We start from the raw sequence: 26,932 nt of genomic DNA, 5'->3' as shown, positions 1-26,932 counted from the left end.
GTGTGTTTTGCTCCCGCGGTGGCGGGGCGCAATCTCTGAGTCGTGATTGTGTCCGGGGCGATGAAACGCGCGTCATCGCCCCGGCTGTTTCCGTCGGCAGGTTTTACCGTCAGAACCAGGTTTCCATCTGAATACCGAAGTTCCACTCGCCGCCAGCGTTGAAACCGCTGCTGCCGAAGGCGTCATCGCTGGCGTAGTTATCCAGTTTTTTGCTCCAGTCCATCCAGGTGGCGAACAGGCGCAGTTCAGGACGGTTGAAGAAATCACCGATGCTGCCCGCTTTAAACGTCGGGGCGAAGGTGAGTTTATAGAAGCTGCCGTTAACCGCATTGCGATCTTTGTAGCCTTCGGGATGCAGATCCATGTATTGGTAGCTGCCTTCCCAGGCAAGGGCGAAATTCTGAGTGATCTCCTGGATCAGCCGCATGTTGAAAGTGACCCATTCGTAACTATCGCCTTTGACATAACGGTCTTTACTGCTTTGCGCCAGTACCGCCGGGGCGAGGTGCCAGCGTTCGCTAAGCGGCGTGGTGCCGTAACTGGCGAAGCGCCAGGTGTTGGCATCGGAGAGCAATGCGCCATCCGAGCCGATACCTTTGACTTCCGCGCCCAGGCCGTGGCCATAGAGCAGCGCGGTTTTGCTGCTGCCTTCGCGCAGACCGTAAAAACTGTTGTTATGCAGGCCAACCAGCGCATGCACGCCGTGATTGGCGGCATCGGTCTGGATGGGATCGCCGTTGGCGTCTTTACGATCATCGTTATCTTTTGCCCGCAGGCCGCTCACCATCACCTGAAGCGGGCCAATAAAGTGGTTCATGCTCAGAATGTAGTTTTGTACATTGTTATCAACATCTTCCAGATCGCCGAAGTTACGCCCGTAAAGAGAGAAGTTGCTGCGAATGCGGTCATTCCACTTTACGTCGTAAATACCGCCGCCGGTCCCGGCGAGGAACACCACGTCGGAATCGAGCCAGTGAATATCAAAGTTATCGCGGTCAAAACGTTTACCGGCCCATAGCGTGGAGCCTTTAAATGGCCCCTCAAAGCTTGGTAAGTTGCCGAGTTCAGCAAACGCCTGGCGGATATTCAGGTCGCTGGAGTCTGCCGACCAGTCGTTATAGGTTTTTTGTCCGTCTGCCAGCATGGCTTTGAAGCGAGTGGTAGCCCCGTTATCCAGCGTCTGTTTATGTTCGAGGTTCAATTCAACATAAGTATCGGCTTCGTTACCCAAACGACCAATTGCGCCGCCGGTTTCCCCGGCAGGGGTCAAATAAGGACCACTTTTACTGCTGGAAGCCGCGTCATTCATTAACAGGCCGGAGCGCGCGTAGCCGTGGAACTCAAAACCGCTTTTTTCATCGGCTTTCTTCTCAAGTCTGGCGGTACGCTGGGCGACTTCCTGCGTATTCGCCTGCGTTTTTTGCTGCTGCGTGGTGAGCTGCTGGACTTTTTTCTCCGCCGACTCGGCGCGATTTTCCGCCGTTTGCGCTCTGTTTTCAGCATCCTGCAGGCGTTTTTCCAGCGCTATCAAACGTGCTTCGATACTACTGAGATCCGTTTGCGCGTGGGCTGAGGCGGCGCCGGTTAGTAAAGCGATAAGAACCGCGAGTGTGCTTTTTTTGTACATACTGGTTGCATCCCAAAGGTAAAATGAAAAGACTATGTTTTTGCTAAATCGGTTTAGTCACTATGTTAAACATGACCTTTAACATCAGGGAATATAAATTGCTAAACCGATTTAATAATTGTGATGGAGGCAACAAAGTGGGCCGCGCAGGGCGGCCGGAAGGATCAAAACTGGCGATTAAGATCGCGCTGCCGGGGGAGCGCGGTCATCGCGCCTTTGGCCGTGGTGGCCAGTGCGCCGCAGGTTTGCGCCAGGGTTAGCGTGGGCTCCAGGGCGTGGATATCCGTCGGCATCCCGTTGGCGGCAAGGCTGGCAAGCAGTCCGGCGACAAAGGCGTCGCCCGCGCCGGTGGTGTCTACGCTGACAACGGGCCTGGCGCTGAAATGGATAAACTGTTGCTGAAACGCGGCCAGTACGCCCGCCTTTCCCTGAGTCACCAGCAGTAATTCAGGCTGATAGCGCTCGCTTACGCTGGCGATGCCCTGGCTGAGATCATCGCTGCCGCTGATCAATACCAGCTCCTCTTCGGAGAGTTTTACCACGTTTGCCAGGCGCAGGGCGCGATCGAGGCAGGCGTGCAACTGTTCCTGATCCTGCCAAAGGTCCGGGCGGATATTGGGGTCAAAGCTGACCCGACCACCGGCGAGTTTGATCTTTTCCATTGCCGCAAAAGTCGTGCTGCGGCTGGGTTCGGCGCTGAGCGCGATGGAACAAACGTGCAGCCACTGACTGGCGGTAAACTCGGGCAGATCGTCCTCTGTCAGGAACAGATCCGCGCTGGGGCGCACCATAAAGGTAAAGGTTCGCTCGCCCTGGTCGTCAAGATCAACCACCACGGTAGAGGTACGATGCTGGCTATCAAGCAACATATGGCTGACGTCGACCTGTTCCTGCTGCAGGGTATGACGCAGAAAGCGACCGAACGGATCGTCGCCGACGCGGCCGATAAAACCGCTGTCGCCGCCCAGGCGGGCGACGCCTACCGCCACGTTAGCCGGCGCGCCGCCGGGGCATTGCAACAGGCGGCCTTCACTTTCCGGCAGCAGGTCGACCACCGCGTCGCCCAGAACCCAAACTTTTGCATTCATGCGGGTATTTCTCCAAAGCTAAACTTAATTAAACCGGTTTAGCTTATTAAAACATAGCGGCAGGGTAAGGGGAATGTCACATGCGGAAAAGTGCGAGCCAGGGCAAAAAACGGGAATTGGCTATGCTTGCTGAAGCAACGTGCGCTGCGGTTCCGGGTTTTGTTGCCGGGTAAGGCGCAATGCGCCGCTGCCCGGGAGAATATGCGAGCGGCTTATACCATGCTGAAACATAAAAACCGTAAGGTTTAAACACCCGCCGTGTCCAGACCATCAATAATGGCGTGCATCACCCCTTGAGAACAGGGTTCGATGCGTCCGCGCACGCCGTAAACCGCGGCTAAGGTCTGCGGGGTAATCACCTCGGCTGGCGTACCATCCCCCAGCAATTGCCCCTCTTTCAGCATCAACACATGATCCGCATGACGCAGGGCGATATTAATATCGTGAACCACCACCAGAGTAATGATATTGCGCGTTTGCGTCTCCTGGCGTACCCGATCCATTACGTGGAACTGATAGTTCAGGTCCAGCGCGCTGAGCGGTTCATCCAGCAGTAACAGGGCTGGCTGGCGGATAAGCGATTGCGCCAGACCGACGAGCTGCTTCTGTCCGCCAGAAAGCTGGTCAAGGTAGCTTAGCGCCAGATGCGCAATGCCTAACTGGCGCAGCAGCGACATGACTTGCGTCTGGTTTTCCGGATTGTGCATACCGCCGGCGGCGCGCTGGGCGACAATTATCGACTCCAGCACGTGCAGATGCACGCCAGCGGGCAGCGTCTGCGGCAGATAAACCACTTTTTCCGCGCGCCGCGCAAAGGGCAGCGCCAGCAGGTTTTCGCCATCCAGCAACAGCTCGCCGCTGGATGGCCCCAGTCCGGCCATCGCTCGCATAAGCGTGGATTTGCCGCTGCCGTTGGGACCGAGCAGGGCGGTGATTTTGCCGCGGGGCAGTCGCGGTACCGTGAGATCGCGAATCACTGGTCGTCTGGGATAACCCGCGCTGAAATGGGTCAGCGACAGCCCGGATAAATGGTCACTCATACATGCCCCCGACGGCGTAAGATAATGCTCAGGAAGAAAGGCACGCCTACCAGCGAGGTCACGATGCCAACCGGAATAATCGCGCCGGGGATCAGATTTTTTGCGGCGACCGAGGCCAGCGATAGCACCAGCGCGCCGGTAAGCGCGCTGGCCGGAAGATAAAAACGGTGATCTTCACCGAAAAGCAAGCGGGCGATATGTGGCGCAACCAGGCCGATAAAGCCGATTGGCCCAACAAACGCGACCGAAAGAGCCGATAAAATGCTGATGCGCAGCAGCGTGGTCAGACGCAAACGACGCACATCAATGCCAAAACTGATTGCCCGATCTTCACCGAGGCGCAACGCGGTCAGTTTCCAGGCGCTAAGCAACGACAACGGCATCACCACAACCAGTACGGCGAACAGAATCGCGACCTTTTGCCAGGACGCGCGGTCAATACTGCCCATGGTCCAGAATACCAGCCCCTGTAGGGTGTCTTCGTTGGCGACAAACTGCAGCATGGATACCAGCGCATTGAAGGTGAATACCAGCGCGATACCAAACAGAATCACTCCGGACGTGGCGACCTGCGTCCAGCGCGTAATGCCATCCAGCAGCAGCGCCGCCAGCAGAGCGAAGATAAAGGCGTTGGCCGGGATAAACCACTGTCCCGGAATGCCAGGAATACCGATCCCCAGCACGATAGCCAGCGCGGCGCCGAATGCCGCCGCGGAGGAGACGCCAAGGGTGAACGGGCTTGCCAGCGGGTTATTGAGGATGGTCTGCATCTCTGCCCCGGCGAGACCGAGGGCCAGGCCGACGACAATCGCCATCAGGGCATAAGGCATGCGGATATCCCAGACGATAGCCCGGGTTCCGGCACTGGCGTTGGCCGGGTCAATGAGCGTTTGCCACAGGGTACGCAGCGACAGGCCCGCCGGCCCCATGACGAAGTCAAGCAGCAGCGAGGCGGCAATCAGCAGCACCAGCAGCAGTATCATCGTGACACGACGACGAACGATGCTGCGGTAGTTGGCCATCACGCCATGGCTATCGACGCGGTGCGCGCCGATACCGGGTTCAGTCGTTGAACTCATGGGGCGTTACTCACCTTGTTGCCAGGAAAAAACGAACGGCAGGTCAGGCAGGGTGGTGAAATGATGGACGATGTAGCGCCAGGTATCGTCAGGATTCAGGTTGCGGAAGGTTTGCGGATAGATATCCTTCGCCAGATACTCCATGCCGACGATATTCCACGGATGGTTGTAGAAGTGGTGGTAAATGCCGTACGCGCGTTGCGCTTTAACCGCCGGAATGTCGTTCACCCCGGTACGTGACAGCAGCACCTGCGCCTGGCGATTGACCGCCTGCGCATTGACCTGATAACCCAGCGGCAGTACCTGGCTATTACCGCGTTTGGAGCCCGTCATGATATAGACGTCAGGTTTCATGCTGATCACCTTTTCCAGGGAGACAAAACCTGATGCGCCGGGGAGCAGTTGCGAGCCGATATTGTTTGCGCCGACGGTTTCTACCAGTGCGCCCCAACCGCTGTGGCCGTGGGTAAAGCAGCAGGCATCGCTATTGCCCGCCAGCGCCTCGACAAAGACGTTGGCTTTCGGCGTGATCGTCGCGGTTTTCTGGCGGATGGTATCCAGTTGCTGACGATAGTAGTCGGTATAGGCTTTGGCGTTTTCTTCGCGATTGAGAACGTGGCCTAACAGGTCAATGCTCGGCGCCGTGTCTTTGCCGGGATTGATTTCATAATCGACGAACAGCACCGGAATATTCAGCGCGCTGAGTTTGTGGATAATACCGCTTTCTTCCAGCGCCGGTTTGGCGCGCAGCTGGGCAATCATCAGATCCGGATGACGGGAGATCACGCTTTCAAGGTCGACGTTCCCCTTATCGCTAAAGCCCATATCGAGAATTTTAACCGACTGAGGCCACTTCGTTTTCAGCATTTTCCAGGTGTTGATATCCTGTCTTTTGGCCAGGTTATTCCATGCGACCAGCCGTCTGAAGGGGTTATCGCGATCAAGCAGGGCCAACGCCATAATATCGCGGCCATCCTGCAGGATGATACGCTGCGGCTCATGGCTGAGCGTAATACTGCGGCCGGCAAGGTCGGTTACGGTGAGTGGATATTGCGTGGCATGGCTGAAAAATGGGGCGAAGAGTAGTGCTGCGCTAATAAGACGGAGTGAATTTGCTGCGGGTTTTCTTGCCATAATATATGCGTTCCGTTTGCTGATTGATACCCGTGATACTTCAAGTTGCATGTGTGTTGGCTGCGGATTACTCGGCCCTCCCACGGGCCGTCGCAAGCGGCGTTCAAATCTGCTCCCGGCAGATTTGCCACTCATTCCAGTTAATGACGGAAATCAAGCACCGGGGGGCTCGCTTACGCGCCGCCTTTATACAATTCGAATTAGTCAGGATGTATAAATATAATGATTCTGAGAATTATTCTTGTGCAAACATAAACGGTAAGTATATCAGCAGGAAATGACATAAAATGTAACAAACTTGTTGACATCTATTCGCGCTGCCCGAACTGGGGTATCGCGGGGAAAAGGGCGATTGAATCGGAGAAAACCAGTTTTAAGAACAATCCCTAAAGCCAGATAACAGAATTTTGTGCCATGCTGAATGCAACTCATAACATGAAGTAAGTTAGAGAGAGGACATTATATGAAAAAAGCAATGATTGCATTATCTGCGATTCTGGTAGCCGCACCTGTTTTTGCTGCCACGACACACGCAACCGACGATACCGTCGCGGCGGCTCACGAAACGGCCAATACGGCGAAGGAAAAACTGCATCAAGCCCAGCATCAGGGTGAAGAGCAGAAGCTGAAAGCCAAACACGCTGCGGAAGGGAAAAGCGACAGCGTAGGTAGCAAGGTCAGCGAAGACGCACAAAAGGCCTGGAATAAAACCAAAGAAGGCTCGGAGAAAGGCTGGAATGCAACCAAAGAGGGCGCTGAGAAGGGCTGGAATAAAACCAAAGAGGTCAGTAAAGAAGGCTGGGATAAAACCAAACAAGGTGCCGAAGAATTAAAAAATAAAGTCACTGAATAATCACTGACAATTCTCTACAAACGGGTCGCGAAAGCGGCCTTTTTTGTCTGGAGCGTTTATTTAGCGTCAGGCTAATATTCTAAACGTATCATCACGGATATGCCAGGAATTGTCCTGGATGTTTTACTATTCACTATTCCTCCACATTTATACGTTAAAAAAGAAATATATCAGGAGGTGTACTATGAAAAAAATTCTTTCACTGGCGATTATTTTATCTTGCGCGTTTACTTCTGTCTCCTGGGCTGATGGCCCTGGCGGCAACGACCAGGGTCAGCAGCAGATCTGGCAAAAAAATGCTGGACGTGGCGGCCCGGACGGTAACCGCCAGCAGGGGCCGGGTAACGGCGCGCAGGCCAACAATCATCAAGGGAATAGCGGTAATCGAGGATCGGATCGCGGTGGTCCCGGCGGCAGAGGATCGCACGATAACCGCCATCAGGAACGCCATGAGCAGGATCACTTTGCGTGGAACGGGCATGATTTCCGTAAAGGTCAACCCGCCCCGCAACGTTTCCGCGGCAAGGATTATCGGGTCGATGACTGGAACGATCGCGGACTGCCGCCGCCGCCGAGCGGGCAGCACTGGTCATATATTGACGGCAACTATGTGCTGATTGCCGCCGCGACCGGGATTATTACCTCGATCCTGATCAACGGCGCGCTGAGCCACTAACCCTTTATCGCCCCGGGAGCGTATGCTTTCCGGGCTTCCCATACACGCCGCAATGCTGCCTCTCTTCGGAGGCGGCATTGGGCGTTTGTCCATCCAGCCAGCATCGTGCGGACCGGCCTTGTTAACGGGCGTCTCTGGGGAAGAAGCGCAATACTCGCACTATACCCGCAGTCTGGTAATACTGTCTGAACTGAGCTGTACTAATCCCTTCCATCCGTAATTGTGTCCGGTCTTATAATGGTGGATGCGTATTTCACGAATATGCGCATTAGGACTTTCATCCAGCATTTTCTGTGCAAGCGGCAGAATATCCTCGCCGTAATCTTCGAATAATTCGCCGGTAGCAATCACCCGCTTAATATTATGAATCGGCGCGGTACAGCAAATCGCAAAATAGAGTGCGCGTGCAGTGGTAAGCACGGTGGCGGGTTTATTGTTCTCCGCAACATTAAATGCCGGTTCCAGCCCCCCGGGCCAGGGGAGATGAACAATTTCCGGGTAGAAGCCGTTTTCGCCCAGCCCGGGTTCACCGTGGGTACAGTAACCGTAACCGAGGCTGCCGAATCCGGGCATAAACGCCACGTAGGCGTCGCCGGGTGAGCGTTTAGCCAGCAGATAATTGGTACAGTGTGCAATGTTATAGATGCGGGTCGGGAGGCGGAGATTTTTCTCAAGTAAGGCGGCGAGATTGACATTGCTTTCCTGAAAAAGCGGGCAATAACGCACGATGCCAGTGAAATGTTCGATCCCGCCCTGCAGCGCAACGCTGGCAACGGTGAGCGAAGTTCGGGGCAGTCTGGCCAGTTCGCATAACTGCGCCACGCCAGCGGTAATAAAGCGCATCAGTTGATCTGGGGTCATTTCCTCTGGCAGGGGAAAACTCAGGGTCGCCAGCGGCGGCGGCTGGGTATTGTAATCATTGAGCGTGGCCTGGAAACTGCCTTTACGTAGCATAATGTTGGCACTCCAGGCTTGACCGGTTTTCACTGCCAGTAGCTGCTGCGGGCGGCCAAAAGTCGGATCTTTGATTTCCCGCTCCTCAATGAGCTGTTCATCCAACAGGCGTGCTGTCAGCTTAGTGATATACGCTTTAGTCACGCCCAGCCGTTTGGTTATCTCAGTCCGGGATTTCGCTTCGCTATGCAATATATTGAGGATCTGCTGTTTGTAATCCATGCTGTCTCGCCTTTGCCTGCAGGAATACGTAGGCATTCATCATACCGCCACGTTGCATCGTCGGGCGGCAACGCGAGCCACCCGGCGCCGATCAAAGTCGGTTATTTCACGGAAACAATAATCCGTCGGTAAGCGGTGAGTGATGGTTTACCGTTATCGGTAACCGCCAGAATGATATGTTCCGTGCCGTGGCGCAGCGTTTTGACTTTAACCGTTGGTTTGCCGTTGTCGCTTAATGAGAGGATCGCGGGGGCCTGCAAATAATCTTCCCCGAACCGACCCTGCACATCGTTGAACGCCACCGGTTGAGCGCTGGCGGAACCGGCTTCCGGATAGCGGAACCAGTTATAGCTAAGCTGATTACCGTCAGGATCTTTGCTGCCTGCGGCGTTTAATGTCAGCACCTCTCCCACTTTGGCATCAAGATATACTACCTGCTGTCCCTGTTGGCCGTTCACCACCACCTGAGGATTGTGGTTGGCTGAGGCATAATCTTTGATTCCCCACGCCATGCGAGCGGCGAAATCGTGCTGGAACGCCTCGCGCCAGCGCCAGATGGTGGCCTGATTTGAGGTATAGCGCTTGCCGTCGACGCCAGTGACCGTATCGGCGGCGTTGGGGCTACCGGGATAAAAATCGCCGCCGTTGGTCCAGATGGGACGCGTTTCATGCTGCGGCTGGCGTACGATATAGCGCCCGCCCCAACCGCCCCAGCCCGGGTTCTGCTCGCTATCCAGGCCGTTGCGGATCAGACCGAGAAATGCCGGGGTGTCCCCTTCCATAATAAACAGATATTGCAGATAACCTTTGCCCATTGGTCCGACGTTGCGGATGTTTTGATCCAGCCAATGTTGGGAGACGGTGGTGAAGTCTGCCCCCGGCGCATTGCGATAGTACCGGTCGCCGCTGATACCGGTCCATGTGGCACGGGCATAATCTTCGCCGTTCTGGCTGGAAGGGTCGACGATATAAGTGATTTCCGGATAGTGCTCGCGTACCCAGAACCCGGCATCATCCTGATCGGAGATGGCGTAAACCACCAGGTTGCGCGTCAGCGCCTTAACGACGCTGGCCGGATGTTTTTTCGACAGGTCTTTTAGCGCCTGCGCCAGGGTATTGGCGCCGCCCCACAGATTAATAAACAGCGGGTGGTTAGCATCAGTGCTTTTTTCAATGGCGTTAAGCAGCAGGTCGGACCCGGCGGTATTTTTCCCTTCTCCGGTTGCCGCCATGCCATAGCTGGCCAGGCCTGGGGCGACGACGGCTTTGAGCTGATTGAACGTCGGGAATCCGGCTGCGTGTTTAAGCAGGTTAGGCTGGACTTCGCCGTAATGACGGAGCACCAAATCAATCATATCGGTATGGACTTTTTCCCGCTGCCAGGTGGAGGTTGTTGCTACCACCCCTTCGATATTCATCTCGTTGGCATAGAGCAAAAAACGGGTTAACGACATCTGATCGTCCGGTTCGTTGCCGATATCGGTCAGCACGAAGACCCGCGGCTTTTCCTGATAGGGTAGAGTTTTACTGGCCATCTCGCTGATGGTTGCCTCCGCGTTAACCGCCAGTGGTGCGAACAGCGCTAGCAGGCCCGCCATGACGCCCAGGGCAAGGTTGTTGTGGTGTTGTTTCATCTTCCACTCTCGACATTAAGAGCCTATTCCATTAGGGCTATTTTGCTTGTCATTTTGAACCTGGGCAGTGCTCAGAATCCTCACGTACTACCTGTACGCTCCGGTTCTTCCGCGCTGGCCGTGTTCAAACTGGCTGCGCCAATAACGCCTGGTGGGATAGGCTCTAAGTTAATGACTGATTAAGTGGAAGCAATATAGTTAACACAGGAAACAAAATAAAAAGAAAAAGCGCCATTGTGTGATGGTCATAGCAGTTTTATGTCAATTTATCCGCGATAACCCAATATTAATAAATAAGATAAAACGCCCTCCGGAATAACAAATCCTGCTTGCATTAACGCCCTGGCAGGTTAAGTTATTAAAGCTTAATACCTAATTCTATTCCCGGAGACCGGCATGACCGACTTTGTAATTCCCGAAATCAAGGCCACTGAAGATGAAATGATTGCGATCCGTCATTATTTACATGCCAATCCTGAATTAAGCCTTGAGGAATTTAATACCAGCGAACTGGTTGCCGGGAAACTGACTGAGTGGGGCTATACGGTGAGCCGAGGGCTGGCAAAAACCGGGGTAGTGGGAACGCTGAGCAAGGGCGATTCACCGCGCACTATCGGCCTGCGCGCCGATATGGACGCATTGCCGATTGTCGAAGCCACCGATCTTCCGTGGGCCAGCACCGTTGCCGGAAAGATGCACGCCTGCGGCCATGACGGTCACACCACTATCCTGCTGGCGGCAGCGAAGTATATCGCCTCTCCGGCCTGTCAGTTTAACGGCACGGTGCATTTGATATTCCAGCCCGCAGAAGAAGCGATTGGCGGTGCGGATTTAATGATTAAAGACGGTCTGTTTGAGCGCTTCCCCTGCGAACGGATCTTCGGCCTGCACAATATGCCCGGTCTGCCGGTAGGAAAACTGGGCTTTTACGCCGGCAACTTTATGGCCTCGGCGGATACGGTGAAAATCACCCTTACCGGTTACGGTGGGCATGGCGCCCACCCTGAGCGCACCGTTGACCCGATTGTGACCGGCGCGGCGCTGGTGATGAATCTGCAGAGTATCGTCGCGCGTAATGTGCCACCGGGAGAAACCGCGGTGGTGAGTGTCGGCACTTTCCAGGCGGGTATTGCCTCTAATGTCATCCCGGAGAAGGTGGTAATGGAGCTCAGCGTGCGGGCGATGAAGCCGGCGATCCGCGATTTGTTGATAAAACGCATCAAGGAACTGGCTGATTTTACTGCCAAAAGCTACGGCGCCAGTAGCGACGTCGAGGTTTTTGACTCCTATCCTGTTCTCACTAATAGCCTCGAGGAAACCGCGTTCGCCAAAGCGCTGGCGCTGGAGGTGTTTGGCGAAGAGGGGGTGCTGGAGTCGGTCGCGCCGATGAACGCCAGCGAAGATTTCGCCTTTATGCTGCGGGAGCGCCCCGGCTGCTATTTCCTGCTGGGTAATGGTGAAAAAGGCGGGAAGGGCGGCTGTATGGTGCACAACCCCGGCTATGACTTTAATGATGACATTATTTCCACCGGTGCGACGTTGTTCGCCCGGTTAGTTGAAACACACTGTCGTTGAACTCTGGAGTCCGTAAATAATGAAAAAATCTCTTCTGCTGTGGGTCGCGCTGATGGCCTCAACTTCAGCCCTGGCCGCAGAAAATAAGGAAATTCGTTTTGGCGTCGATCCGACTTTCGCGCCGTTTGAATGGAAAGATCCGCAGGGCAAGCTGATGGGTTTTGATATTGATCTGGGGAATGCGATTTGCCAGCAGCTTCAGGCGAAGTGCGTGTGGGTGGAAAGTAATTTTGATGGCATTATCCCGGCGCTGAAGGCGCGTAAGTTCGATGCGATCCTCTCCGGAATGTATATGACCGAGAAGCGAAAAGAGCAGATAGCCTTTAGCGATAAGCTATATAACGGCCCGGTGTTCCTCGTGGCGCGTAAAAATACCCTCACCGGCAATAGTATTGAGCAACTGCAGGGCAAAACCATTGGCGTAGAGCAGGGATCGGCGCAGGAAACTTACGTCAACCAGCACTGGCGACCGGCGGGAATTAATATCGTCGCTTATCAGGGCGCCGATCGTGTGGTACAGGATCTGGAGTCCGGGCGTATTGATGGCGCGGTGCTTTCCGGAATGATGGCCGACTACAGCTTCCTGCAGCAGCCGCAGGGTAAAGATTTCGCCTTCGTTGGCGGGCCATTGCGCGATGACGCGCTATTCAGCGCGGGGGCGGCGATTGGCCTGCGCAAAGGGGACGACGCGCTGCGCCAGGAGATTAACGGCGCGATTGCCAAAATTCTCGCTGACGGCACTTATAAAAAGTTAGCAGGGAAATATTTTAGCTTTGACGTCTATTCCGGGACATAATGTTGTAATGCAGGTGGCGGGCATGGACAGCCCGCTTCAGGCTTCCTTTTCTCTTACTATTGTTTCTGACCCTTGATCGATTTAGAAGGACACAGAATATAAGCGATTCCCTATATATTTGCGTTGAATGGCGCCGACAAGAGAGTGACACATTCGCCGGGAGCGGAGTGACAGGTTGCCGGCAGGCGCCCCGTCAGGGGCGAGGCTCAGGGATTAGCCGGGTCACCAACGTCGACGCACAGGCAACGTGACATGTGGCGGGCAAATAAGGAGTGAACGGCATGATGACACGTCCCTTAGGTAAAACCGGATTTTCCATCGCTCCGCTGGTGTTTGGCGGCAACGTTTTTGGCTGGACCATTGATGAAAAAACCAGCTTTGCCATTCTTGATGCATTTATAGATCACGGCTTTGACGCCATCGACACGGCGGATGTTTACGCCCGCTGGGCCGACGGTAATCAGGGCGGCGAGTCTGAGACCATTATCGGCCGCTGGTTACAGGCGCGGCCAGGCATGCGTGAGAAGGTGAAGATCTTCACCAAAGTGGGGGCCGATTTAGGCCTTCCTGGTCATAAAGGGCTGAAAAAGGCGTGGATCCAGCAGGCGGTAGAGGATTCATTGCGTCGCCTGAATACCGATTATATCGATCTTTACTTTGCTCATTGGCCAGACCCGGAAACGCCGGTAGCCGAAACCCTGGAAGCGTTCCACGCCTTACAGCAGGCAGGGAAGATTCGTGCGATGGGGGCGTCTAATCTTGATGCGCAACAGCTTTCCGCCGCTCTGGAGGTGTCGCGTAAAAGCGGCCTGCCGGCCTGGCAGGTGCTGCAACCGGAATATAATCTTTATCATCGTTCAGCCTTCGAAGGGGCGCTGGGCGATCTGTGCATCAGCCGTGATATTGGCGTGGTGACGTATTACAGTCTCGCGTCGGGCTTTCTGACCGGAAAATACCGCCAGCAGTCCGATCTGGCGCAAAGCCTGCGTGGCGCAGGTATCGGTAAATATCTCAATCCGCGTGGGTTGCGCATTGTTGATACGCTGGTTGACGTGGCGGAACAACTGGATGCCAAACCGGCGGAAGTGGCATTAGCCTGGCTGATGAGCCGTGAAGGCGTGACGGCGCCTGTCGCCAGCGCCACCAGCATTGCCCAGGTAGAAAGTTTTGCCCACGCTGCGACGTTGAGCCTGAACAGTAAACAACGGGCGCAACTGGATATTGCCAGCGCGTAACCCTGTATGCCGGGGCCACCGCGGTTCCGGCGTTTTTTATTCGTATTTTTTATTGGATATTTCCCGATTATTTTCCGCAAATCCCCGTCTTCTGACTGGCTATCCCCGAAAAATAAAATGTTTTCGTCCGGGACAACGCCGGGCTTGCTTATAACAATGTAATGCGTATAGTTCTCATTCTTCTTTTTGTTTGCAGGGTTTCAGGGAACTACCTGCCTCAGTGGCGCGATCACAGGGAAACGGCGAAGGCACAGGGTGGGACTCGTTCGCGCAGGACCGAAAAGAGAATCTCGGCCGCGGAGTTACCATCGGATCATTGATTTTGTCCAGGATTGATCTATGAAACACACACTCCCGGCGTTGACGCTGGTTATTTCTGCCATCTTAAGCGGCTGTGCCGCCACCCACACCACTCCCGTTTCTCAACCTGTTGCCGCCAAAAGCGCGGAAACCACCGTACAGCCACTCAGGCGCGAGCTGGCGGACGGGCTGTATGAGATGGCGCTGAGTCCGAAAGGCGATGCGCTATACGTCGCCAGCGCCGATAGCTTTAAAGATGTGCAGGGCGGGGCGGTATATAAGCTGGAGCCGACCACGTTGAAAACCACCGGTATGACCCATACCGATCTGAAAAACTTTGCTGTACAGCTTAGCCCGGACGGTAGCACCTTGTTCGTCACCAATTCGCTGGATGGCGGTATCAGCGCCATTGACACCGCGAGTGGCAAAGTAAAAAAACGCCTGCTGTTTAGCGAGCGTAATGAGAAAGGTCGCCCCTACGGCGCACGGCAGATCCTGCTGGTTGATAACACCCTTTATGTTGGCGCTGTTGCCGATCCGGCGCTCATCTGGGTGGTCGATGCTAAAAACCTGAAGCTGAAAGCGCGCATCAAAAACGCGGGTAAATGGGTGACCGGCCTGCACTATTCCGCGCAAACCCAACGTCTGTATGCGGCAAACGGCAGCGGAGAGATCCTGGTGATTAACCCGCGTAATAACCGCATCGAACACCGCTGGAAGCCGCTGGGCGATAAACCGGCCTTGCTGCTGAATATCGCTGAAGATAGCGCCACCGGTCGTTTGTTCGTCACCGACAATTCAAAAGCTAAAACCACGCTGGTGCTTGATATTCACAGCGGCAAGGTGATTAAGCAACTGGATGTGGGCGATTCGCTGGCGGTGCTATTCAACCCTGAGCGCAACGAAATTTATATCTCCCGGCGTGAAGCAGGCAAGGTTATCAGCCTTGATGGCACCAGCTATGCGCTGAAAAAGACGTGGGATCTGCCGGTGAATCCCAACAGCTTGCTGATTTCTGCCGATGGTCAGACGCTGTATGTCACCGTTAAACAGGCGTTTAATAAAGATCACTCGACGAAAGGACCGGACAGCGTTGTCCGTATTGATCTGACTGCGAAATAAAAGCCAGCCTGGCGATGGGATAATGCTAATGGGTTTAGCGCCATTCGCCAGGCGGGTCAGTCACGCGCTACGCCCGGCGGCGTAAAGCTTTAAAGGCGACAAACAGAAACAGTATCCATATTGGCAGCAGAATCGCCGATGAACGCATACCGTCAATCGTGCACATCAGCGCCAGAATCAGCCCCAGAAAGGCGATACATAAATAGTTACTGGCCGGAGACAGCAGCGCTTTAAACTTCGGCTCGCGCCCTTCTCGCCGCTGAGCGGCACGGAATTTCAGGTGCGCCAGGCAAATCATAATCCAGTTCAACAGCAGCGTCGCCACCACCAGCGCCATTAACAGACCAAAGGCTTTCTGCGGCAGCAGGTAGTTAAGCAGCACCACCAGCGAGGTAATCACCCCGGAGAGCAGCAGGGAATTTACCGGCACGCCACGCTTGCTGACGCTGGCAAGGAACTTCGGCGCATTACCCTGCACCGACAGGCCGAACAACATGCGGCTATTGGAATAAACGCCGCTGTTATAGACCGATAGCGATGCTACCAGGATCACGAAGTTCAGCGCTGAAGCCACCGCGTTGCTGTCAAGATTATGGAAAATCATCACGAATGGGCTACTGTCGGACTTGATTTCCACCCACGGGTAGAGGGCCAGCAGAACCACCAGAGAGCCGATATAAAACAGCAGGATACGGTACACTACCTGGTTAACCGCTTTGGGAATGCTCTTCTCAGGGTTGTGGGCTTCCGCAGCGGTAATGCCGATAAGCTCCAGACCGCCAAAGGAGAACATGATCACCGCCAGCGACATCATCAGGCCGTGCCAGCCGGTGGCGAAAAAGCCGCCGTACTCCCACAGATTACCGAGCCCCGCCTTCCTGCCGCCGTGGCCGTTGAACAGCATCCACAGACCAAAGCCAATCATGCCGATAATTGCCAGCACTTTAATGAGCGCGAACCAGAATTCCGCTTCACCGTACAGGCGAACATTAACGAGGTTAACGGCGTTGATAATGATGAAGAATGCAGCGGCCCAGATCCATGTCGGAACATCCGGTAGCCAGTACTGCATATAGATACCCGCGGCGGTCAGCTCCGCCATTCCCACCAGCACGAACATGACCCAGTAGTTCCAGCCGGACAGAAAGCCGGCAAACGGCCCCCAGTACTTATACGCAAAATGGGCAAAAGAGCCAGATACCGGCTCTTCGACAACCATTTCGCCCAGTTGACGCATAATCAGAAAGGCGACGATCCCGGCGATGGCATAGCCGAGCAGGACTGCCGGTCCCGCCATTTGAATTGCCGGTCCAATACCGAGAAACAGGCCGGTTCCGATGGCGCCGCCGAGAGCGATAAGCTGGATATGTCGGTTCTGTAAACCACGATGAAGCGCCGGGCCGTTTCCCTCTACGACATCCGACGACGTTAGTGCGTTTTTCACGTCACTCCCCTGTGTGTTTTATGAAGGGCACCTTTTAACATTTATTTCACCCCAAGATAGCCGTCAAGATAGGCGCCAGCCAGTTCGTTACCGAGTAACACGGCATCTTTATTCTCCATCTCGTTTTCCCACTTATCGCTGGCGTTACCGTTGAACGTGTGCTGTATTCTGGTGCCCTGCGCCATTTGTTGCTTAATGCCGTCGGCGATACGGCGGGCGTCGCTTTCGCTTACGCCTGACTTTCTGTCCTGTTGGCCCCTGGCATAGATCCCGGTAAAGTTTGGCAGGTTTAAGCGGTAATTTTCCTGACGGTTAGTGGCGAAATTACCACCGACAAAATCAGAACGGTGCGAGACGAAATAGTACGCGTGGCGTTCCGGTGAGGATTTTGATGAACTGCAGCCGACGAGCGCGGCAAGAGCGCAACTGAGTGCGATAATTGCTATGTTTAATTTCATTGTTGATATCATCCCTAATCATTAATTTTAAAAATGAGCAGAGATGTATTTTGAGCATCCTGCTCGTATTTTTGCATTATGACGTGCTGACCAGATAAAGGGTCGATGCTGAAATGGACTGGCGCGTAATTTCTGCGCCAGTATCTCAGTCTACCTGATTAGCTCTCCCGCAGTGAACGAATATCGTTGCCGGTTGGCGACTGATGAATCCGCAGGCCAAATTCGTCAACCACGGCAAAGACATGGTCGAAGATATCCGCCTGGATGCCTTCATATTCCGCCCACACCACAGTATTCGTGAAGCAGTAAATCTCAAGCGGCAGGCCGTTGGCGTCTGGTGCCAGTTGACGCACCATCAGGGTCATATCTTGTCGAATGCGGGGATGGTTGCGTAAATACTCCTGTAAATAGGCACGGAAGGTGCCGATATTGGTCATTTTGCGCTGGTTCAGTATCGATTGGTCAGCGGCATTTTGCTGGTTCCACAAGCTGATTTCCTGATGACGCGAATCCATATACGGCTTTAACAGTCGGGCCTGAATCAAGCGCTGCTGCTCCTGCTCATCAAGAAAATGAATGCTGGTGGTATCGATATTCAGGCTGCGCTTGATTCGCCGACCGCCGGAGGCGGACATCCCGCTCCAGTTTTTAAACGAATCGGAAACCAGCGACCAGGTCGGAATGGTGGTGATGGTATTATCCCAGTTACGCACCTTTACCGTGGTCAGGCCGATATCAATCACCGCGCCGTCAGCGCCATATTTCGGCATCTCCAGCCAGTCACCGAGTTTTAGCATATCGTTGGCGGAGAGCTGAATACCGGCCACCAGGCCAAGGATCGGGTCTTTGAACACCAGCATCAGGACCGCCGCCATCGCGCCAAGGCCGCTAATCAGGATCGCCGGAGACTGGCCAATTAATAATGAGATAACCAAAATGCCGACAATAATCGCACAGACCAGCTTAATTCCCTGGAATATCCCTTTAAGCGGAAGCTGAGAGGCGGAGGCGAATTTTTGCGATAAGTTAAGCACGACATCCAGCAGCGAAAAGAAGGACATTAACGCGTATATCATCACCCACAGCTGTGCGCAGGTGGTGAGTATTTCTGCGGCCTCGCTACCTTTTTGTAGCCATAATACCGCCTGCACGTTGACGATTATCCCTTGCAGGGTAAAGGCCAGACGGTGAAAAAGTTTGTTCTGCGTAATAATTTGCAGCCACAAATGGCTACTGGCCTGCGCCCGTTTTTCGAACGTGCGCAGCACCACTTTATGCAAAATAAGGTGAACGACAGCCGCCGTCAGAAGAATAATGCCGAAGATAATAATAAGTGAGGTGGTTGGGGTTATTTCGATGCCTAACGCGGCGATTTCCGAGATTAATTCCTGCATAACGTCTCCTTTACATCCAGCGCTTATGATGACCGCTGGATGTCTATTATGCAAATCTCAGGTTACGCAGAGGTGAATTACGACGTTATCGCCGTCGGGCATGCGTTAAGGTGACGGCGGAAGCGCAACGCGATAATCCCCAGCAGCACCATCATCACCATCTCTACCGCTAAAAAATCAATAAAGGCGAGGGGATAACTTCCTCCGCTGCGTCGGGCGAAGCTTAAAAAGAGCGATCCCAGCAGTGCTGGCCCGAGGCCAAATGTTGCCTGTTGCAGAGTACTGAGGATTGCGCTCCCGGCCCCGGCATCATTCGCGCTAATGTCGCGCATGCCAATGCGGTAAAACGTATTCACAATCAGCGCCTGCCCGTAGCCAATAAGCGCTGTCGACGGTATCAGGCACAGCGTCGTGGTGTGGATACCGAAGCGATAAAACGTGACGCTCAATAGCAACAGACCGATAATCTGTACCGCAAGACCCGTCAGTAATATGCGCCCGATGCTGTAGCGGGCGATCAGCCTGGGGGCGTAAAGCGCAGAGAGGAAATAGGCGATGCCGAGAGCGATAAAGCTATTGCCTGACTGCCAGGGGGCCATTCCCAGCCCGGATTGCAGGGTTAGCGCCATGCAAAACATAAACGCCGACCAGGCGCTGAAAAAGAGCAGGGCAATCGCGATACCAAAACGCATACTGCCCGTTTTCAGCAGGCGCGGCGGTAGCAGCGGTTGTTCGCCTCGCTGTTGTTTACGCTGAGCGCTAACGCACATCCAGGCCAGCAGCGGGAATACCGCGATGAGGGAGAGACGCAGGGTTAAAGGCCAGTGCAGCTCTGGCCCCAGCGCCATCGGAAACAGCAGGCAACAGAGGATGAGCGCGAGGCTAAAGGTGCCCTGCCAGTCAACTGGCGAATGCTCGTCACGCCGGGTTTCCGGGATATAGCGGCGGCTAAAGGCCAGCACCAGCAGGCCAATTGGCACATTGATAAAAAAGGCGTTTCGCCAGCCTAAGCCGGCAATATCCGCCGACACCAGCCAGCCGCCGCACATTTGCCCGACGATAAAAGAGATACCGCCGATACCGCCATATAAGCTGATGGCCCTGGCATGCGCGGTACCTTTTAGCGTGACGTGCAGGGTGGCAAGGATTTGCGGCACGATCAGCGCCGCGCTGGCTCCTTGTAACGTTCGGGCGATCAGCAGCGTGGTCATCGATGTGGCCAGCCCGCACAACAGCGAGGCTACGCTAAAAACCGCCACGCCCCACATAAACAGACGGCGACGACCGTAGTTATCGCCAAGTTTACTCCCCATTGCCAGACACACGGCGAAGGCGACGCCGTACAGGGCGACAATCAGTTCCAGCTGCGTGGCGCTGGCTGCCAGCGACTGAGTGATGGAATCCAGGGCGACGTTCGTTATCGATGTATCGATTTGTGGCAACATCAGGCCAGTTAACAGGAGGAATAAACCGGCGTGACCGGGTGAAACAGCAGACGAATTCATCGGAGACTCTCCATTGCGTCATTCAGCGGATGGTCGTAGCATCACCGATAAATTAAACGGGTACCAGTTCCTGTCTATACTGGTATCAGCACTACCATGCTGGAGATGTTATGGCCACAATACCGCAACGTGAATCGGGGGGATTCATCACCGATGACAGTCGTAAACAGCTCGGGGCATTTTTGCGCGCCCGGCGCGAAAGCCTTGACCCGCAGCGCCTGGGGCTGCCTCGCGTCGGGCGGCGGCGCACGCCGGGGCTACGGCGGGAAGAGGTGGCGATGCTGGCGGATGTCGGTGTCACCTGGTATACCTGGCTGGAGCAGGGACGGGAAGTGAATCCGTCGGAGACGGTGCTGGCGGGGGTGGCGAATGCGCTACAGTGCAGTCAACTGGAAACCCGGCATCTGTTTGTGCTGGCCGGGCTGACGCCGCCGGAATCCACAGAGACCACGGTATGCGAAGGTATTAGCCCCGGCGCCAGACGAATGCTGGATAGCCTGATGCCGCAGCCCGCCAGCATTCAGACGCCGGGCTTTGATATTGTCGCCTGGAACGACAGCTTTTGCCGCCTGATGGGCATCGATTTCGCGACGATCCCGGAAGACGATCGCAACTGCATTTATCTGTATCTGACCAATGAAACCTGGCGAAGCCGCATCGAAAATCGCGATGTACTGGCGACATTTGCGTCTTATTTTCGTGCGGCAATGGCGGAGCACCGTGGTGACCCGGCGTGGGAGAATAAGCTGGCGCGTTTTTTCGCCGCGTCGGCGGAGTTTGAGGCGTTGTGGCACCAGCGCTATGAGGTGCGCGGCGTGGAGAATCAGGTTAAAAATTTTAAACATCCGCAGATTGGGCGATTTAGCTTACAGCAGATGTACTGGTATTCCGCCCCGCGTAATGGCTCGCGTCTGCTGGTCTATTTGCCGATGGACCCGGCGGGGGAGCAGGCGCTGGCGTGGCTGAATAAGCAATAATGACAAAGCGGGCTGATGAACGTTACCCGTCGGCAACAGCGTATTATTCCGCGCGCGCTGGGGGCGTGGCAGGCGCTGGCGGTCCCCGATATGCGGAGCGTATCTGGCATGCCGGAGAGCGGATCGGTAACCCGGGCGGGACGCATTCACGCCGCAGCCCGGGGGCAGAAGGAGAGGATTAAATCTCGGTGATGGTTGTCGCCTGCGGCAGGCGAGATTTTGGCAGGGCGGCGTTAAAATCTTCAACACTATGGTGGCCGACCGGCACGACGACCACACTGGTGTAGCCCTGTGCTTTCAGGTCAAATTCGGCGTCCAGAATGGCGAAATCGACGCCTTCAATCGGCACGGCGTCCAGGCCCATCGCCGCGACGCCAAGCAGGAAGTTGCCCACGTTCAGATAGACCTGCTTTGCCATCCACTGGTCGTCATCGTGCAGATCTTTGCGGTGCATATCAGCAAAGAACGTACGGCCTTTATGGTTTGCCGCTTTGGCTTCCGCATTGGCGAAGCGGCCATCGGCCTCTTCCTGGTCAACGACGCGATTCAGCCAGGCGTCATCCATCGCGGTTTTGGCACAAAAAACCACCACATGGGACGCGTCGAGAATTTTACGTTCGTTAAACACATAGGTGCCGCTGGCCGCTTTGGCGACGCGCGCTTTGCCTTCATCGGTGCTGGCAACGATAAAGTGCCACGGTTGGGAGTTGGTACTTGATGGGCTGTACTGAAGCAGCGTTTTCAGGTTTTCTGCCTGCCCGGCAGTCAGTTTTTTAGTGGCGTCAAATGCCTTGGTGGAGTAGCGCTTTAAGGCAACTGATATGATATCCATACTCTTCCTCACTATTTACAACCCCTTGCGGGTGCGTCTGGTGAGGGAAGAGTACAGCGATGCCGGGAAAATGATAAGGGGTAAAAATGCGATAACACTTATCGCGCTACGCTGAAAATCAGGCCGGGCGCAATCGTAACTGCTCTTTTTTGCTGAGTTTATTGACCACCAGATGCCACGAATCGCCAATAAGCTCAGCCAGCAGGTCCTCGCTGATATCACTGCCGGGTACCACGGTGATCCAGTGTTTTTTATTCATGTGATAGCCGGGCTTAATGCTGCGGTAAATCTCCTGATACAGCAGCGATTTTTGCGGATCGCATTTCAGGTTGACCAGCGCCCGGCCCCGTACCGTCATGGTCAGCATAAAAATCCGCCCGCCGACCTTAAACACATCGTACTCCGGGCCAAATGGCCAGCAGTGATCGGCAAAGGGAAGCGCCAGCGCGATACGGTGCGCATGGCGGTGGAGCGAGCGGGGATCCATCAGCGATTGTCCTCGGCAAGCGCCTGCCACATCGCCTCAAAACCCAGTTCAACAAAACGTACGGCGCGTTTCGGCTCGTGGCTGGCATATTCAATGGTGGTTTCAGCGAGCGAAAGGAATAACGCGTCGCCGAAGGTACGGTACTCGTCAGACTGGAAAACGGTCTTGATTGAACGCTGGCACAATTCGTTTAGCTCCGGGAACATCTCTCTGACGCGGTTGCGGGTTTCGTCGGTGATCCTTTCGCTGAGCGCCATCCGCCGAATCGCTTTATGCTCCATCGGATTACGCACGCCCCAGTCGATATAGCTGTTCCAGATATTGCGCGTGTTCTCTTTTGGCCGACGTTCGTCAGGATTGAGACCGGCAATCATTGACTTCACCAGGTCGGATTTTATTGTCAGGTACAGCTCATTGAGCAGATCGTCCTTGGTGGCGAAATAACGAAACAGCGTTCCCTCGGCGACGCCCGCGCTACGGGCAATGGCCGAGGTCGACGCGGCGATTCCCGATTGGGCAAAAGCGGCAGTTGCAGCCTCCAGTAACGCTTGTTTTTTATCTTCACTCTTAGGACGAGCCACTACACTTTACCTCACAGGTTATAAAACGACGATCTAAGCATGTCTGATACAGGCACTGCAACGGTGTCTGTCAAAATTTGAAAATCGTCTTGACGACTTTCAGCTTTCGCCCTAATAATGAGTGCTTACTCACTCATAATCAAGTCCTGCCGCGAAAACCGTCAGAAAAACGGTTTCCCGGGGGCAGGATATAAACCCTGTCATCTTTAGCGTGGTCGCCATCATGTTATTAGCGTCAGCAACAACTTTGCCGTTTGCGCTCAGTGCCGGATTTGGGCAGGCGCCGCATGGCGAGCAGCTCAGCCTGGTGGAACAGTCGCCTCACTATCATGACGGTCAGTTTCATAACGCGCTGCCAACGCCGGGGTTTACCGGGAAAAAGAGTATGCTGGCCGCGTGGTGGGCATTTCTTGTCGCCAGGCGAGAAAACGCCAGGCCCGCCGGTCCGCTGCCGCTGGTGAAAACTGACCTGGCCCGCCTGCCGCCAGGTCAGGACGTTCTGGTCTGGCTGGGACACTCCTCCTGGTATCTGCAACTGGCGGGCCAGCGCATTCTGATTGACCCGGTGTTTAGTCACTATGCTGCACCATTCTCTTTTATTAATAAGGCGTTTCCTGGTGATTACCCGTGGCACGCTGAAGGGATGCCCGATATCGATCTGCTGATTATTTCGCACGATCACTACGACCATCTCGACTACGCCACCATCAAGGCGCTGATGCCGAAAATCAAGCGGGTGGTGACGCCGCTGGGCGTCGGGTCGCACCTGCGCTACTGGGGAATGAATGGCGCGATTATCAGCGAAGCGGACTGGAATCAGTCTTTGCCGGTGAGCGATGAGCTCACGGTGTACGTGTTACCTGCGCGCCACTTTTCCGGCCGCGGCCTGAAACGTAACCAGACCTTGTGGGCCAGCTTTATGCTGGTTACCTCGCAGCAGAAAATTTACTACAGCGGCGATAGCGGCTACGGGCCGCACTTTAACGCTATCGGCGAACAGTTTGGCGAAGTGGACCTCGCCATTATGGAAAATGGTCAGTATGACGAGGACTGGAAGTACATCCATATGACGCCGGAAGAGACGGCGCAAGCCGCTGACGATGTTCATGCACGAGCGGTGTTGCCGGGCCATGCCGGGCGCTTCGTGCTGGCAAAACACACATGGGATGATCCGTATAAAAGGCTGGCGGAGGCCAGTACAGGGCGACCATGGCGGCTGCTGACGCCAGTGTTGGGTGAGCCGGTCTGGGTCGCTGATAAAACGCAATCATTTAACGCCTGGTGGCGGTAACGATGAGAGTGGTTCTGGAGGAGAGAGGACATATGACTATTTCCGCTCAGGTTATTGATACGATCGTCGAGTGGATTGATGATAATTTGCATCAGCCGCTACGTATTGACGATATTGCGCGCCATGCCGGTTACTCGAAATGGCATTTGCAACGACTGTTTTTACAGTACAAAGGGGAGAGTCTGGGGCGCTACATTCGCGCGCGTAAACTGCTGCTGGCGGCACGGGATCTGCGCGATACCGATCAGCGAGTCTATGATATTTGCCTGAAATACGGCTTTGACTCGCAGCAAACCTTTACCCGCATCTTCACCCGCACGTTTAATCAGCCGCCGGGTGCCTATCGTAAAGAGAATCACAGTCGTACTCACTGAAAACCCTCCGCCGGCCTTTTTGTCGGCGGATATTTACTCTTAGCGGGTATCTCGGGCGTCGTTTTCCGTCACCGATAGCGTCTTTGTTACCGCTATTCTTTTTAGCGGGGCGTCTGGATCGTCGGTGTGCTGCGACGAGTCTGCGTTGAGCGTTAACACCGTGAAATTCATGGCCATGATTCATCTATCGAAATGTTCTTATGACTATTCCTGGCCGGGCTGTCGCCAAAAACGCGCGCTGAGAGGGGATTACTGCGGTGGCGCCTGTTTACAGTGGTAACACCATTGTAAATGGTTATTATTTGCATTAACGTTATTGGCAAATTCTCACAGGGAGCTATCGGGCAATGAAGACGGCGTGGAGCGGCCTGCTGATTGGCATGAGTGCTTTACCGGCAGCGGCGATAAACTGCGAATCTCCTTCGTTACAGGGGGAACTACAGGGGAAGTTCGACGCCAGCGGCGAAGTCTGTTTTGACCTGCCCAGGCTGGGTGAGAACTACGTCGCGGCGATCATTTCCGGCGTCACCGATGCCCGGTTGCTGGATGAACATAACCGTCGTCTGCGCACACTATTGGCGGGGGGGCCACCGGACGGGGAGCAAACCTTACTGTTTTCTTTGCCGGTGAACCGTGCTTCCTCGCTGGTGCTGCATGGCGAAGAGGGGGCGCGCTGGCGCTTTCAGTGGCAGATGCGCGAAACCATCGCGCTGACGAAAATTCAGATGCAGGACCCGGCCAGCCCGCGCCTGCAGCAACTGATGCGCGAGCTGGCGTCGGGAGGGTCTACGGCACGTTTCTGGCTGGAACGCGCGCAGGAAGGCACGCCGATGGTGGAACCGGTTGATGCGACCCATAAGCGGGTTACTTTCCTGTGGCGCGGAGCGAGCCGGAATGTGTTTATTCTCGGCTCCCCCGCGGGAGAGCACGATGCGCTGTTTCGTCTTGGCGACTCTGATGTCTGGTTTCGTAGTTATGTTGTCCCTGCCGATACCTTAATGCAGTATAAGCTGGCTCCGGATGTGCCGCAGGTGACCGGCAGCGGGCATGAGCAGCGGCGAGCGATTCTGGTCAGCGCTCAGGCGGACCCGCTCAACCCGCATAGCATTAATGCGGCTCACGACCGCTGGAATCGCTACTCGCTGCTGGCGCTTAATCCCGTGCGTTTCTGCACGGCGCAGCGTATGGCACGGCCGTTGCGCCACGGAACCTTAACCCGTCATCAGATGCGCAGCGACTTTTTGCAGAATACGCGCGAAGTGATGATTTACCGTCCGCGTCTGCCCCAGCCTGCACGCTGGACCCTGATGTTGTTCGATGGCAAAACTTACCAGGACGAATATCATTTCGCCAACGTGCTGGACAGCCTGATTGCCAGTCATCAGTTGCCGCCGATTAACGTGGTGTTTATTGATAGCCTCGATCATCCGCGTCGGGCGAAAGAGCTGCCGCCGAATCCCCATTTTGCCGATTTTATGGCTCATGAGCTGCTACCGTGGCTGAATCGGCAGGGGCTCCGCCTGAGTCGGCATAAAACGGTGGTGGCAGGCTCCAGCTATGGCGGCCTGGCCGCATCATGGGTGGCACTGCGTTATCCGCGGCATTTTGGCAATGTGTTGAGTCTGTCAGGCTCGTACTGGTGGGCGCCAACGGGGGAAGAGGCCAGTTGGTTGACGCGACAGTATCAGCAATCGCCACGCTATCCGGTACGCTTCTGGTTACAGGCGGGTAAATTCGAAACCCACGGGCCGGATGGCGGTATTTATGTCAATACGCGCGAATTTGAGCAGGTATTGAAGGATAAAGGCTATGCGGTGAGCTTCCATCCCTCTTCCAGCGGCCACGATTACGCCGCCTGGTGCGAAGCGCTGGTGGACGGCATGCGCGACTTTACTGGCTTAGCGCTCAAGGGAAAACCAGCGGCGCCAGATCCAGCGCAGCACCAGGTATTCAATTACGCCCAGCGCTAAGAACCACAGGCAGAAGATCAGCGTATAAAGTTGGTTGAGATCCATCAGGTGGAACGTCTCAACCAGCTTTTGCGCCAGCGTCAGTCCCGGGGACGGCACCGGTAGCAACAGGCAGGAGAGCAAAGCCAACAGGAGAATGCCGGCGGCACTCAGGAGCGTTTCTAGCGGATGTTTCATTATTTGTTAATCATCGGTTAAATACATATTGTCCGGTAAAAGGGAAATGAATGCAATATTGTTTCATACGAAATTAAATTTCGCCTTAAGATATTATATATGATCCC

26 protein-coding genes are annotated in these 26,932 nt (G+C 54.9%); 11 read left to right on the top strand and 15 right to left on the bottom strand.

Features of this window, described 5'->3' with window-relative positions:
* Positions 1-109: 109 nt before the first annotated feature.
* The 5 genes from FN037_RS05720 to FN037_RS05700 all read right to left on the bottom strand — a co-directional run bounded on the left by FN037_RS05720 (position 110) and on the right by FN037_RS05700 (position 5,968).
* Positions 110-1,627 (bottom strand): carbohydrate porin, encoded by a 1,518-nt coding sequence (locus FN037_RS05720; protein ID WP_142501715.1) that lies wholly within the window; start codon positions 1,625-1,627, stop codon positions 110-112.
* Positions 1,628-1,791: 164 nt separating this feature from the next.
* Positions 1,792-2,715, bottom strand: coding sequence for an aminoimidazole riboside kinase (locus tag FN037_RS05715; protein ID WP_142501714.1), 924 nt, complete (start codon positions 2,713-2,715; stop codon positions 1,792-1,794).
* 245 nt (positions 2,716-2,960) lie between these two features.
* Positions 2,961-3,755: an ABC transporter ATP-binding protein gene (locus FN037_RS05710; RefSeq protein ID WP_138359140.1), complete on the bottom strand. Its 795-nt coding sequence runs from the start codon at positions 3,753-3,755 to the stop codon at positions 2,961-2,963.
* Positions 3,752-4,780 (bottom strand): iron ABC transporter permease, encoded by a 1,029-nt coding sequence (locus tag FN037_RS05705; RefSeq protein WP_171034811.1) that lies wholly within the window; start codon positions 4,778-4,780, stop codon positions 3,752-3,754. Before FN037_RS05705 ends, FN037_RS05710 begins: the two co-directional genes overlap by 4 nt.
* A gap of 60 nt (positions 4,781-4,840) precedes the next feature.
* Positions 4,841-5,968: an ABC transporter substrate-binding protein gene (locus tag FN037_RS05700; RefSeq protein ID WP_142501713.1), complete on the bottom strand. Its 1,128-nt coding sequence runs from the start codon at positions 5,966-5,968 to the stop codon at positions 4,841-4,843.
* A gap of 463 nt (positions 5,969-6,431) precedes the next feature.
* Between FN037_RS05700 and FN037_RS05690 the strand changes: the two genes are divergently transcribed.
* Both FN037_RS05690 and FN037_RS05685 read left to right on the top strand, forming a co-directional pair.
* The gene (locus FN037_RS05690; RefSeq protein WP_138359134.1) at positions 6,432-6,821 is read left to right on the top strand and encodes a hypothetical protein; all 390 of its coding nucleotides are present in this window, start codon (positions 6,432-6,434) and stop codon (positions 6,819-6,821) included.
* Between the two features lie 184 nt (positions 6,822-7,005).
* Positions 7,006-7,497 (top strand): RcnB family protein, encoded by a 492-nt coding sequence (locus FN037_RS05685; protein WP_138359132.1) that lies wholly within the window; start codon positions 7,006-7,008, stop codon positions 7,495-7,497.
* Between the two features lie 159 nt (positions 7,498-7,656).
* On the opposite strand, the gene FN037_RS05680 is transcribed toward FN037_RS05685, so the two are convergent.
* Positions 7,657-8,673: an ROK family transcriptional regulator gene (locus FN037_RS05680; RefSeq protein ID WP_142501712.1), complete on the bottom strand. Its 1,017-nt coding sequence runs from the start codon at positions 8,671-8,673 to the stop codon at positions 7,657-7,659.
* A gap of 101 nt (positions 8,674-8,774) precedes the next feature.
* Positions 8,775-10,307 carry a DUF1593 domain-containing protein gene (locus tag FN037_RS05675; protein ID WP_142501711.1) on the bottom strand — a complete coding sequence of 511 codons (1,533 nt, stop codon included), beginning with the start codon at positions 10,305-10,307 and terminating at the stop codon, positions 8,775-8,777.
* Between the two features lie 396 nt (positions 10,308-10,703).
* On the opposite strand from FN037_RS05675, the gene FN037_RS05670 reads away from it, so the two are divergent.
* The 4 genes from FN037_RS05670 to FN037_RS05655 all read left to right on the top strand — a co-directional run bounded on the left by FN037_RS05670 (position 10,704) and on the right by FN037_RS05655 (position 15,335).
* Entirely contained in the window at positions 10,704-11,882 is a 1,179-nt protein-coding gene (locus tag FN037_RS05670; RefSeq protein WP_138359126.1) for a M20 aminoacylase family protein, read from the top strand.
* A gap of 19 nt (positions 11,883-11,901) precedes the next feature.
* Positions 11,902-12,678 (top strand): lysine/arginine/ornithine ABC transporter substrate-binding protein, encoded by a 777-nt coding sequence (locus FN037_RS05665; RefSeq protein ID WP_138359124.1) that lies wholly within the window; start codon positions 11,902-11,904, stop codon positions 12,676-12,678.
* Between the two features lie 281 nt (positions 12,679-12,959).
* A complete protein-coding gene (locus tag FN037_RS05660; protein ID WP_142501710.1) occupies positions 12,960-13,913 on the top strand; it encodes an aldo/keto reductase in 954 nt (317 codons plus the stop codon).
* 339 nt (positions 13,914-14,252) lie between these two features.
* The gene (locus FN037_RS05655; protein ID WP_142501709.1) at positions 14,253-15,335 is read left to right on the top strand and encodes a YncE family protein; all 1,083 of its coding nucleotides are present in this window, start codon (positions 14,253-14,255) and stop codon (positions 15,333-15,335) included.
* A gap of 67 nt (positions 15,336-15,402) precedes the next feature.
* Here FN037_RS05655 and pheP read toward each other — a convergent pair whose 3' ends face one another.
* The 4 genes from pheP to FN037_RS05635 all read right to left on the bottom strand — a co-directional run bounded on the left by pheP (position 15,403) and on the right by FN037_RS05635 (position 20,136).
* Positions 15,403-16,779 carry a phenylalanine transporter gene (gene pheP, locus FN037_RS05650; RefSeq protein ID WP_138359118.1) on the bottom strand — a complete coding sequence of 459 codons (1,377 nt, stop codon included), beginning with the start codon at positions 16,777-16,779 and terminating at the stop codon, positions 15,403-15,405.
* Between the two features lie 41 nt (positions 16,780-16,820).
* On the bottom strand, positions 16,821-17,237 hold the full coding sequence (locus tag FN037_RS05645) for an Exc2 family lipoprotein (protein ID WP_138359116.1): 417 nt from the start codon (positions 17,235-17,237) through the stop codon (positions 16,821-16,823).
* A gap of 158 nt (positions 17,238-17,395) precedes the next feature.
* Positions 17,396-18,631, bottom strand: a complete 1,236-nt coding sequence (locus FN037_RS05640) for a mechanosensitive ion channel family protein (protein ID WP_138359114.1) — start codon at positions 18,629-18,631, stop codon at positions 17,396-17,398.
* A gap of 77 nt (positions 18,632-18,708) precedes the next feature.
* A complete protein-coding gene (locus tag FN037_RS05635) occupies positions 18,709-20,136 on the bottom strand; it encodes an MFS transporter (RefSeq protein WP_138359112.1) in 1,428 nt (475 codons plus the stop codon).
* Between the two features lie 110 nt (positions 20,137-20,246).
* Between FN037_RS05635 and FN037_RS05630 the strand changes: the two genes are divergently transcribed.
* Entirely contained in the window at positions 20,247-21,113 is an 867-nt protein-coding gene (locus tag FN037_RS05630; RefSeq protein WP_138359110.1) for a helix-turn-helix transcriptional regulator, read from the top strand.
* 15 nt (positions 21,114-21,128) lie between these two features.
* Positions 21,129-21,305: a hypothetical protein gene (locus tag FN037_RS24335; protein WP_185929219.1), complete on the top strand. Its 177-nt coding sequence runs from the start codon at positions 21,129-21,131 to the stop codon at positions 21,303-21,305.
* Here the strand turns inward: FN037_RS24335 and nfsB are convergent.
* The 3 genes from nfsB to FN037_RS05615 all read right to left on the bottom strand — a co-directional run bounded on the left by nfsB (position 21,292) and on the right by FN037_RS05615 (position 23,013).
* Positions 21,292-21,945: an oxygen-insensitive NAD(P)H nitroreductase gene (gene nfsB, locus FN037_RS05625; protein ID WP_138359108.1), complete on the bottom strand. Its 654-nt coding sequence runs from the start codon at positions 21,943-21,945 to the stop codon at positions 21,292-21,294. The genes FN037_RS24335 and nfsB overlap by 14 nt on opposite strands.
* A gap of 118 nt (positions 21,946-22,063) precedes the next feature.
* Entirely contained in the window at positions 22,064-22,432 is a 369-nt protein-coding gene (locus FN037_RS05620; protein WP_138359106.1) for an MmcQ/YjbR family DNA-binding protein, read from the bottom strand.
* The gene (locus FN037_RS05615; protein ID WP_142501708.1) at positions 22,432-23,013 is read right to left on the bottom strand and encodes a TetR/AcrR family transcriptional regulator; all 582 of its coding nucleotides are present in this window, start codon (positions 23,011-23,013) and stop codon (positions 22,432-22,434) included. Before FN037_RS05615 ends, FN037_RS05620 begins: the two co-directional genes overlap by 1 nt.
* Positions 23,014-23,236: 223 nt before the next feature.
* Here FN037_RS05615 and FN037_RS05610 point away from each other — a divergent pair, with 223 nt between their 5' ends.
* The 3 genes from FN037_RS05610 to FN037_RS05600 all read left to right on the top strand — a co-directional run bounded on the left by FN037_RS05610 (position 23,237) and on the right by FN037_RS05600 (position 26,648).
* Positions 23,237-24,304 carry an MBL fold metallo-hydrolase gene (locus tag FN037_RS05610; protein ID WP_142501707.1) on the top strand — a complete coding sequence of 356 codons (1,068 nt, stop codon included), beginning with the start codon at positions 23,237-23,239 and terminating at the stop codon, positions 24,302-24,304.
* A gap of 32 nt (positions 24,305-24,336) precedes the next feature.
* Positions 24,337-24,678 carry a RamA family antibiotic efflux transcriptional regulator gene (locus FN037_RS05605; protein ID WP_138359100.1) on the top strand — a complete coding sequence of 114 codons (342 nt, stop codon included), beginning with the start codon at positions 24,337-24,339 and terminating at the stop codon, positions 24,676-24,678.
* A 347-nt stretch (positions 24,679-25,025) separates the two neighbouring features.
* Complete coding sequence (locus FN037_RS05600; RefSeq protein WP_142501706.1) at positions 25,026-26,648, top strand: alpha/beta hydrolase-fold protein; 1,623 nt, start codon at positions 25,026-25,028, stop codon at positions 26,646-26,648.
* Here FN037_RS05600 and FN037_RS05595 read toward each other — a convergent pair.
* Positions 26,577-26,825: a DUF1158 domain-containing protein gene (locus FN037_RS05595; RefSeq protein ID WP_138359096.1), complete on the bottom strand. Its 249-nt coding sequence runs from the start codon at positions 26,823-26,825 to the stop codon at positions 26,577-26,579. The genes FN037_RS05600 and FN037_RS05595 overlap by 72 nt on opposite strands.
* Between the last annotated feature and the right edge of the window lie 107 nt (positions 26,826-26,932).

This window comes from Klebsiella sp. 2680 (genome assembly GCF_900198535.1).
Classification (GTDB): domain Bacteria; phylum Pseudomonadota; class Gammaproteobacteria; order Enterobacterales; family Enterobacteriaceae; genus Klebsiella; species Klebsiella indica.
Note: the sequence above shows the minus strand (reverse complement) of the source record. Positions and strands in the feature narration are given on the sequence as shown.

Bases quoted from the DNA above. Each gene is read 5' to 3' on its own strand.
- FN037_RS05690 (WP_138359134.1), top strand. From the start codon at position 6,432: ATGAAAAAAGCAATGATTGCATTATCTGCGATTCTGGTAGCCGCACCT.
- FN037_RS05630 (WP_138359110.1), top strand. From the start codon at position 20,247: ATGGCCACAATACCGCAACGTGAATCGGGGGGATTCATCACCGATGAC.
- nfsB (WP_138359108.1), bottom strand. From the start codon at position 21,945: ATGGATATCATATCAGTTGCCTTAAAGCGCTACTCCACCAAGGCATTT.
- FN037_RS05605 (WP_138359100.1), top strand. From the start codon at position 24,337: ATGACTATTTCCGCTCAGGTTATTGATACGATCGTCGAGTGGATTGAT.
- FN037_RS05660 (WP_142501710.1), top strand. From the start codon at position 12,960: ATGATGACACGTCCCTTAGGTAAAACCGGATTTTCCATCGCTCCGCTG.
- FN037_RS24335 (WP_185929219.1), top strand. From the start codon at position 21,129: ATGAACGTTACCCGTCGGCAACAGCGTATTATTCCGCGCGCGCTGGGG.
- FN037_RS05675 (WP_142501711.1), bottom strand. From the start codon at position 10,307: ATGAAACAACACCACAACAACCTTGCCCTGGGCGTCATGGCGGGCCTG.
- FN037_RS05700 (WP_142501713.1), bottom strand. From the start codon at position 5,968: ATGGCAAGAAAACCCGCAGCAAATTCACTCCGTCTTATTAGCGCAGCA.
- FN037_RS05655 (WP_142501709.1), top strand. From the start codon at position 14,253: ATGAAACACACACTCCCGGCGTTGACGCTGGTTATTTCTGCCATCTTA.
- FN037_RS05670 (WP_138359126.1), top strand. From the start codon at position 10,704: ATGACCGACTTTGTAATTCCCGAAATCAAGGCCACTGAAGATGAAATG.
- FN037_RS05680 (WP_142501712.1), bottom strand. From the start codon at position 8,673: ATGGATTACAAACAGCAGATCCTCAATATATTGCATAGCGAAGCGAAA.
- FN037_RS05715 (WP_142501714.1), bottom strand. From the start codon at position 2,715: ATGAATGCAAAAGTTTGGGTTCTGGGCGACGCGGTGGTCGACCTGCTG.
- FN037_RS05620 (WP_138359106.1), bottom strand. From the start codon at position 22,432: ATGGATCCCCGCTCGCTCCACCGCCATGCGCACCGTATCGCGCTGGCG.
- FN037_RS05610 (WP_142501707.1), top strand. From the start codon at position 23,237: ATGTTATTAGCGTCAGCAACAACTTTGCCGTTTGCGCTCAGTGCCGGA.
- FN037_RS05645 (WP_138359116.1), bottom strand. From the start codon at position 17,237: ATGAAATTAAACATAGCAATTATCGCACTCAGTTGCGCTCTTGCCGCG.
- FN037_RS05640 (WP_138359114.1), bottom strand. From the start codon at position 18,631: ATGCAGGAATTAATCTCGGAAATCGCCGCGTTAGGCATCGAAATAACC.
- FN037_RS05595 (WP_138359096.1), bottom strand. From the start codon at position 26,825: ATGAAACATCCGCTAGAAACGCTCCTGAGTGCCGCCGGCATTCTCCTG.
- FN037_RS05710 (WP_138359140.1), bottom strand. From the start codon at position 3,755: ATGAGTGACCATTTATCCGGGCTGTCGCTGACCCATTTCAGCGCGGGT.
- FN037_RS05635 (WP_138359112.1), bottom strand. From the start codon at position 20,136: ATGAATTCGTCTGCTGTTTCACCCGGTCACGCCGGTTTATTCCTCCTG.
- FN037_RS05600 (WP_142501706.1), top strand. From the start codon at position 25,026: ATGAAGACGGCGTGGAGCGGCCTGCTGATTGGCATGAGTGCTTTACCG.
- FN037_RS05665 (WP_138359124.1), top strand. From the start codon at position 11,902: ATGAAAAAATCTCTTCTGCTGTGGGTCGCGCTGATGGCCTCAACTTCA.
- FN037_RS05685 (WP_138359132.1), top strand. From the start codon at position 7,006: ATGAAAAAAATTCTTTCACTGGCGATTATTTTATCTTGCGCGTTTACT.
- FN037_RS05720 (WP_142501715.1), bottom strand. From the start codon at position 1,627: ATGTACAAAAAAAGCACACTCGCGGTTCTTATCGCTTTACTAACCGGC.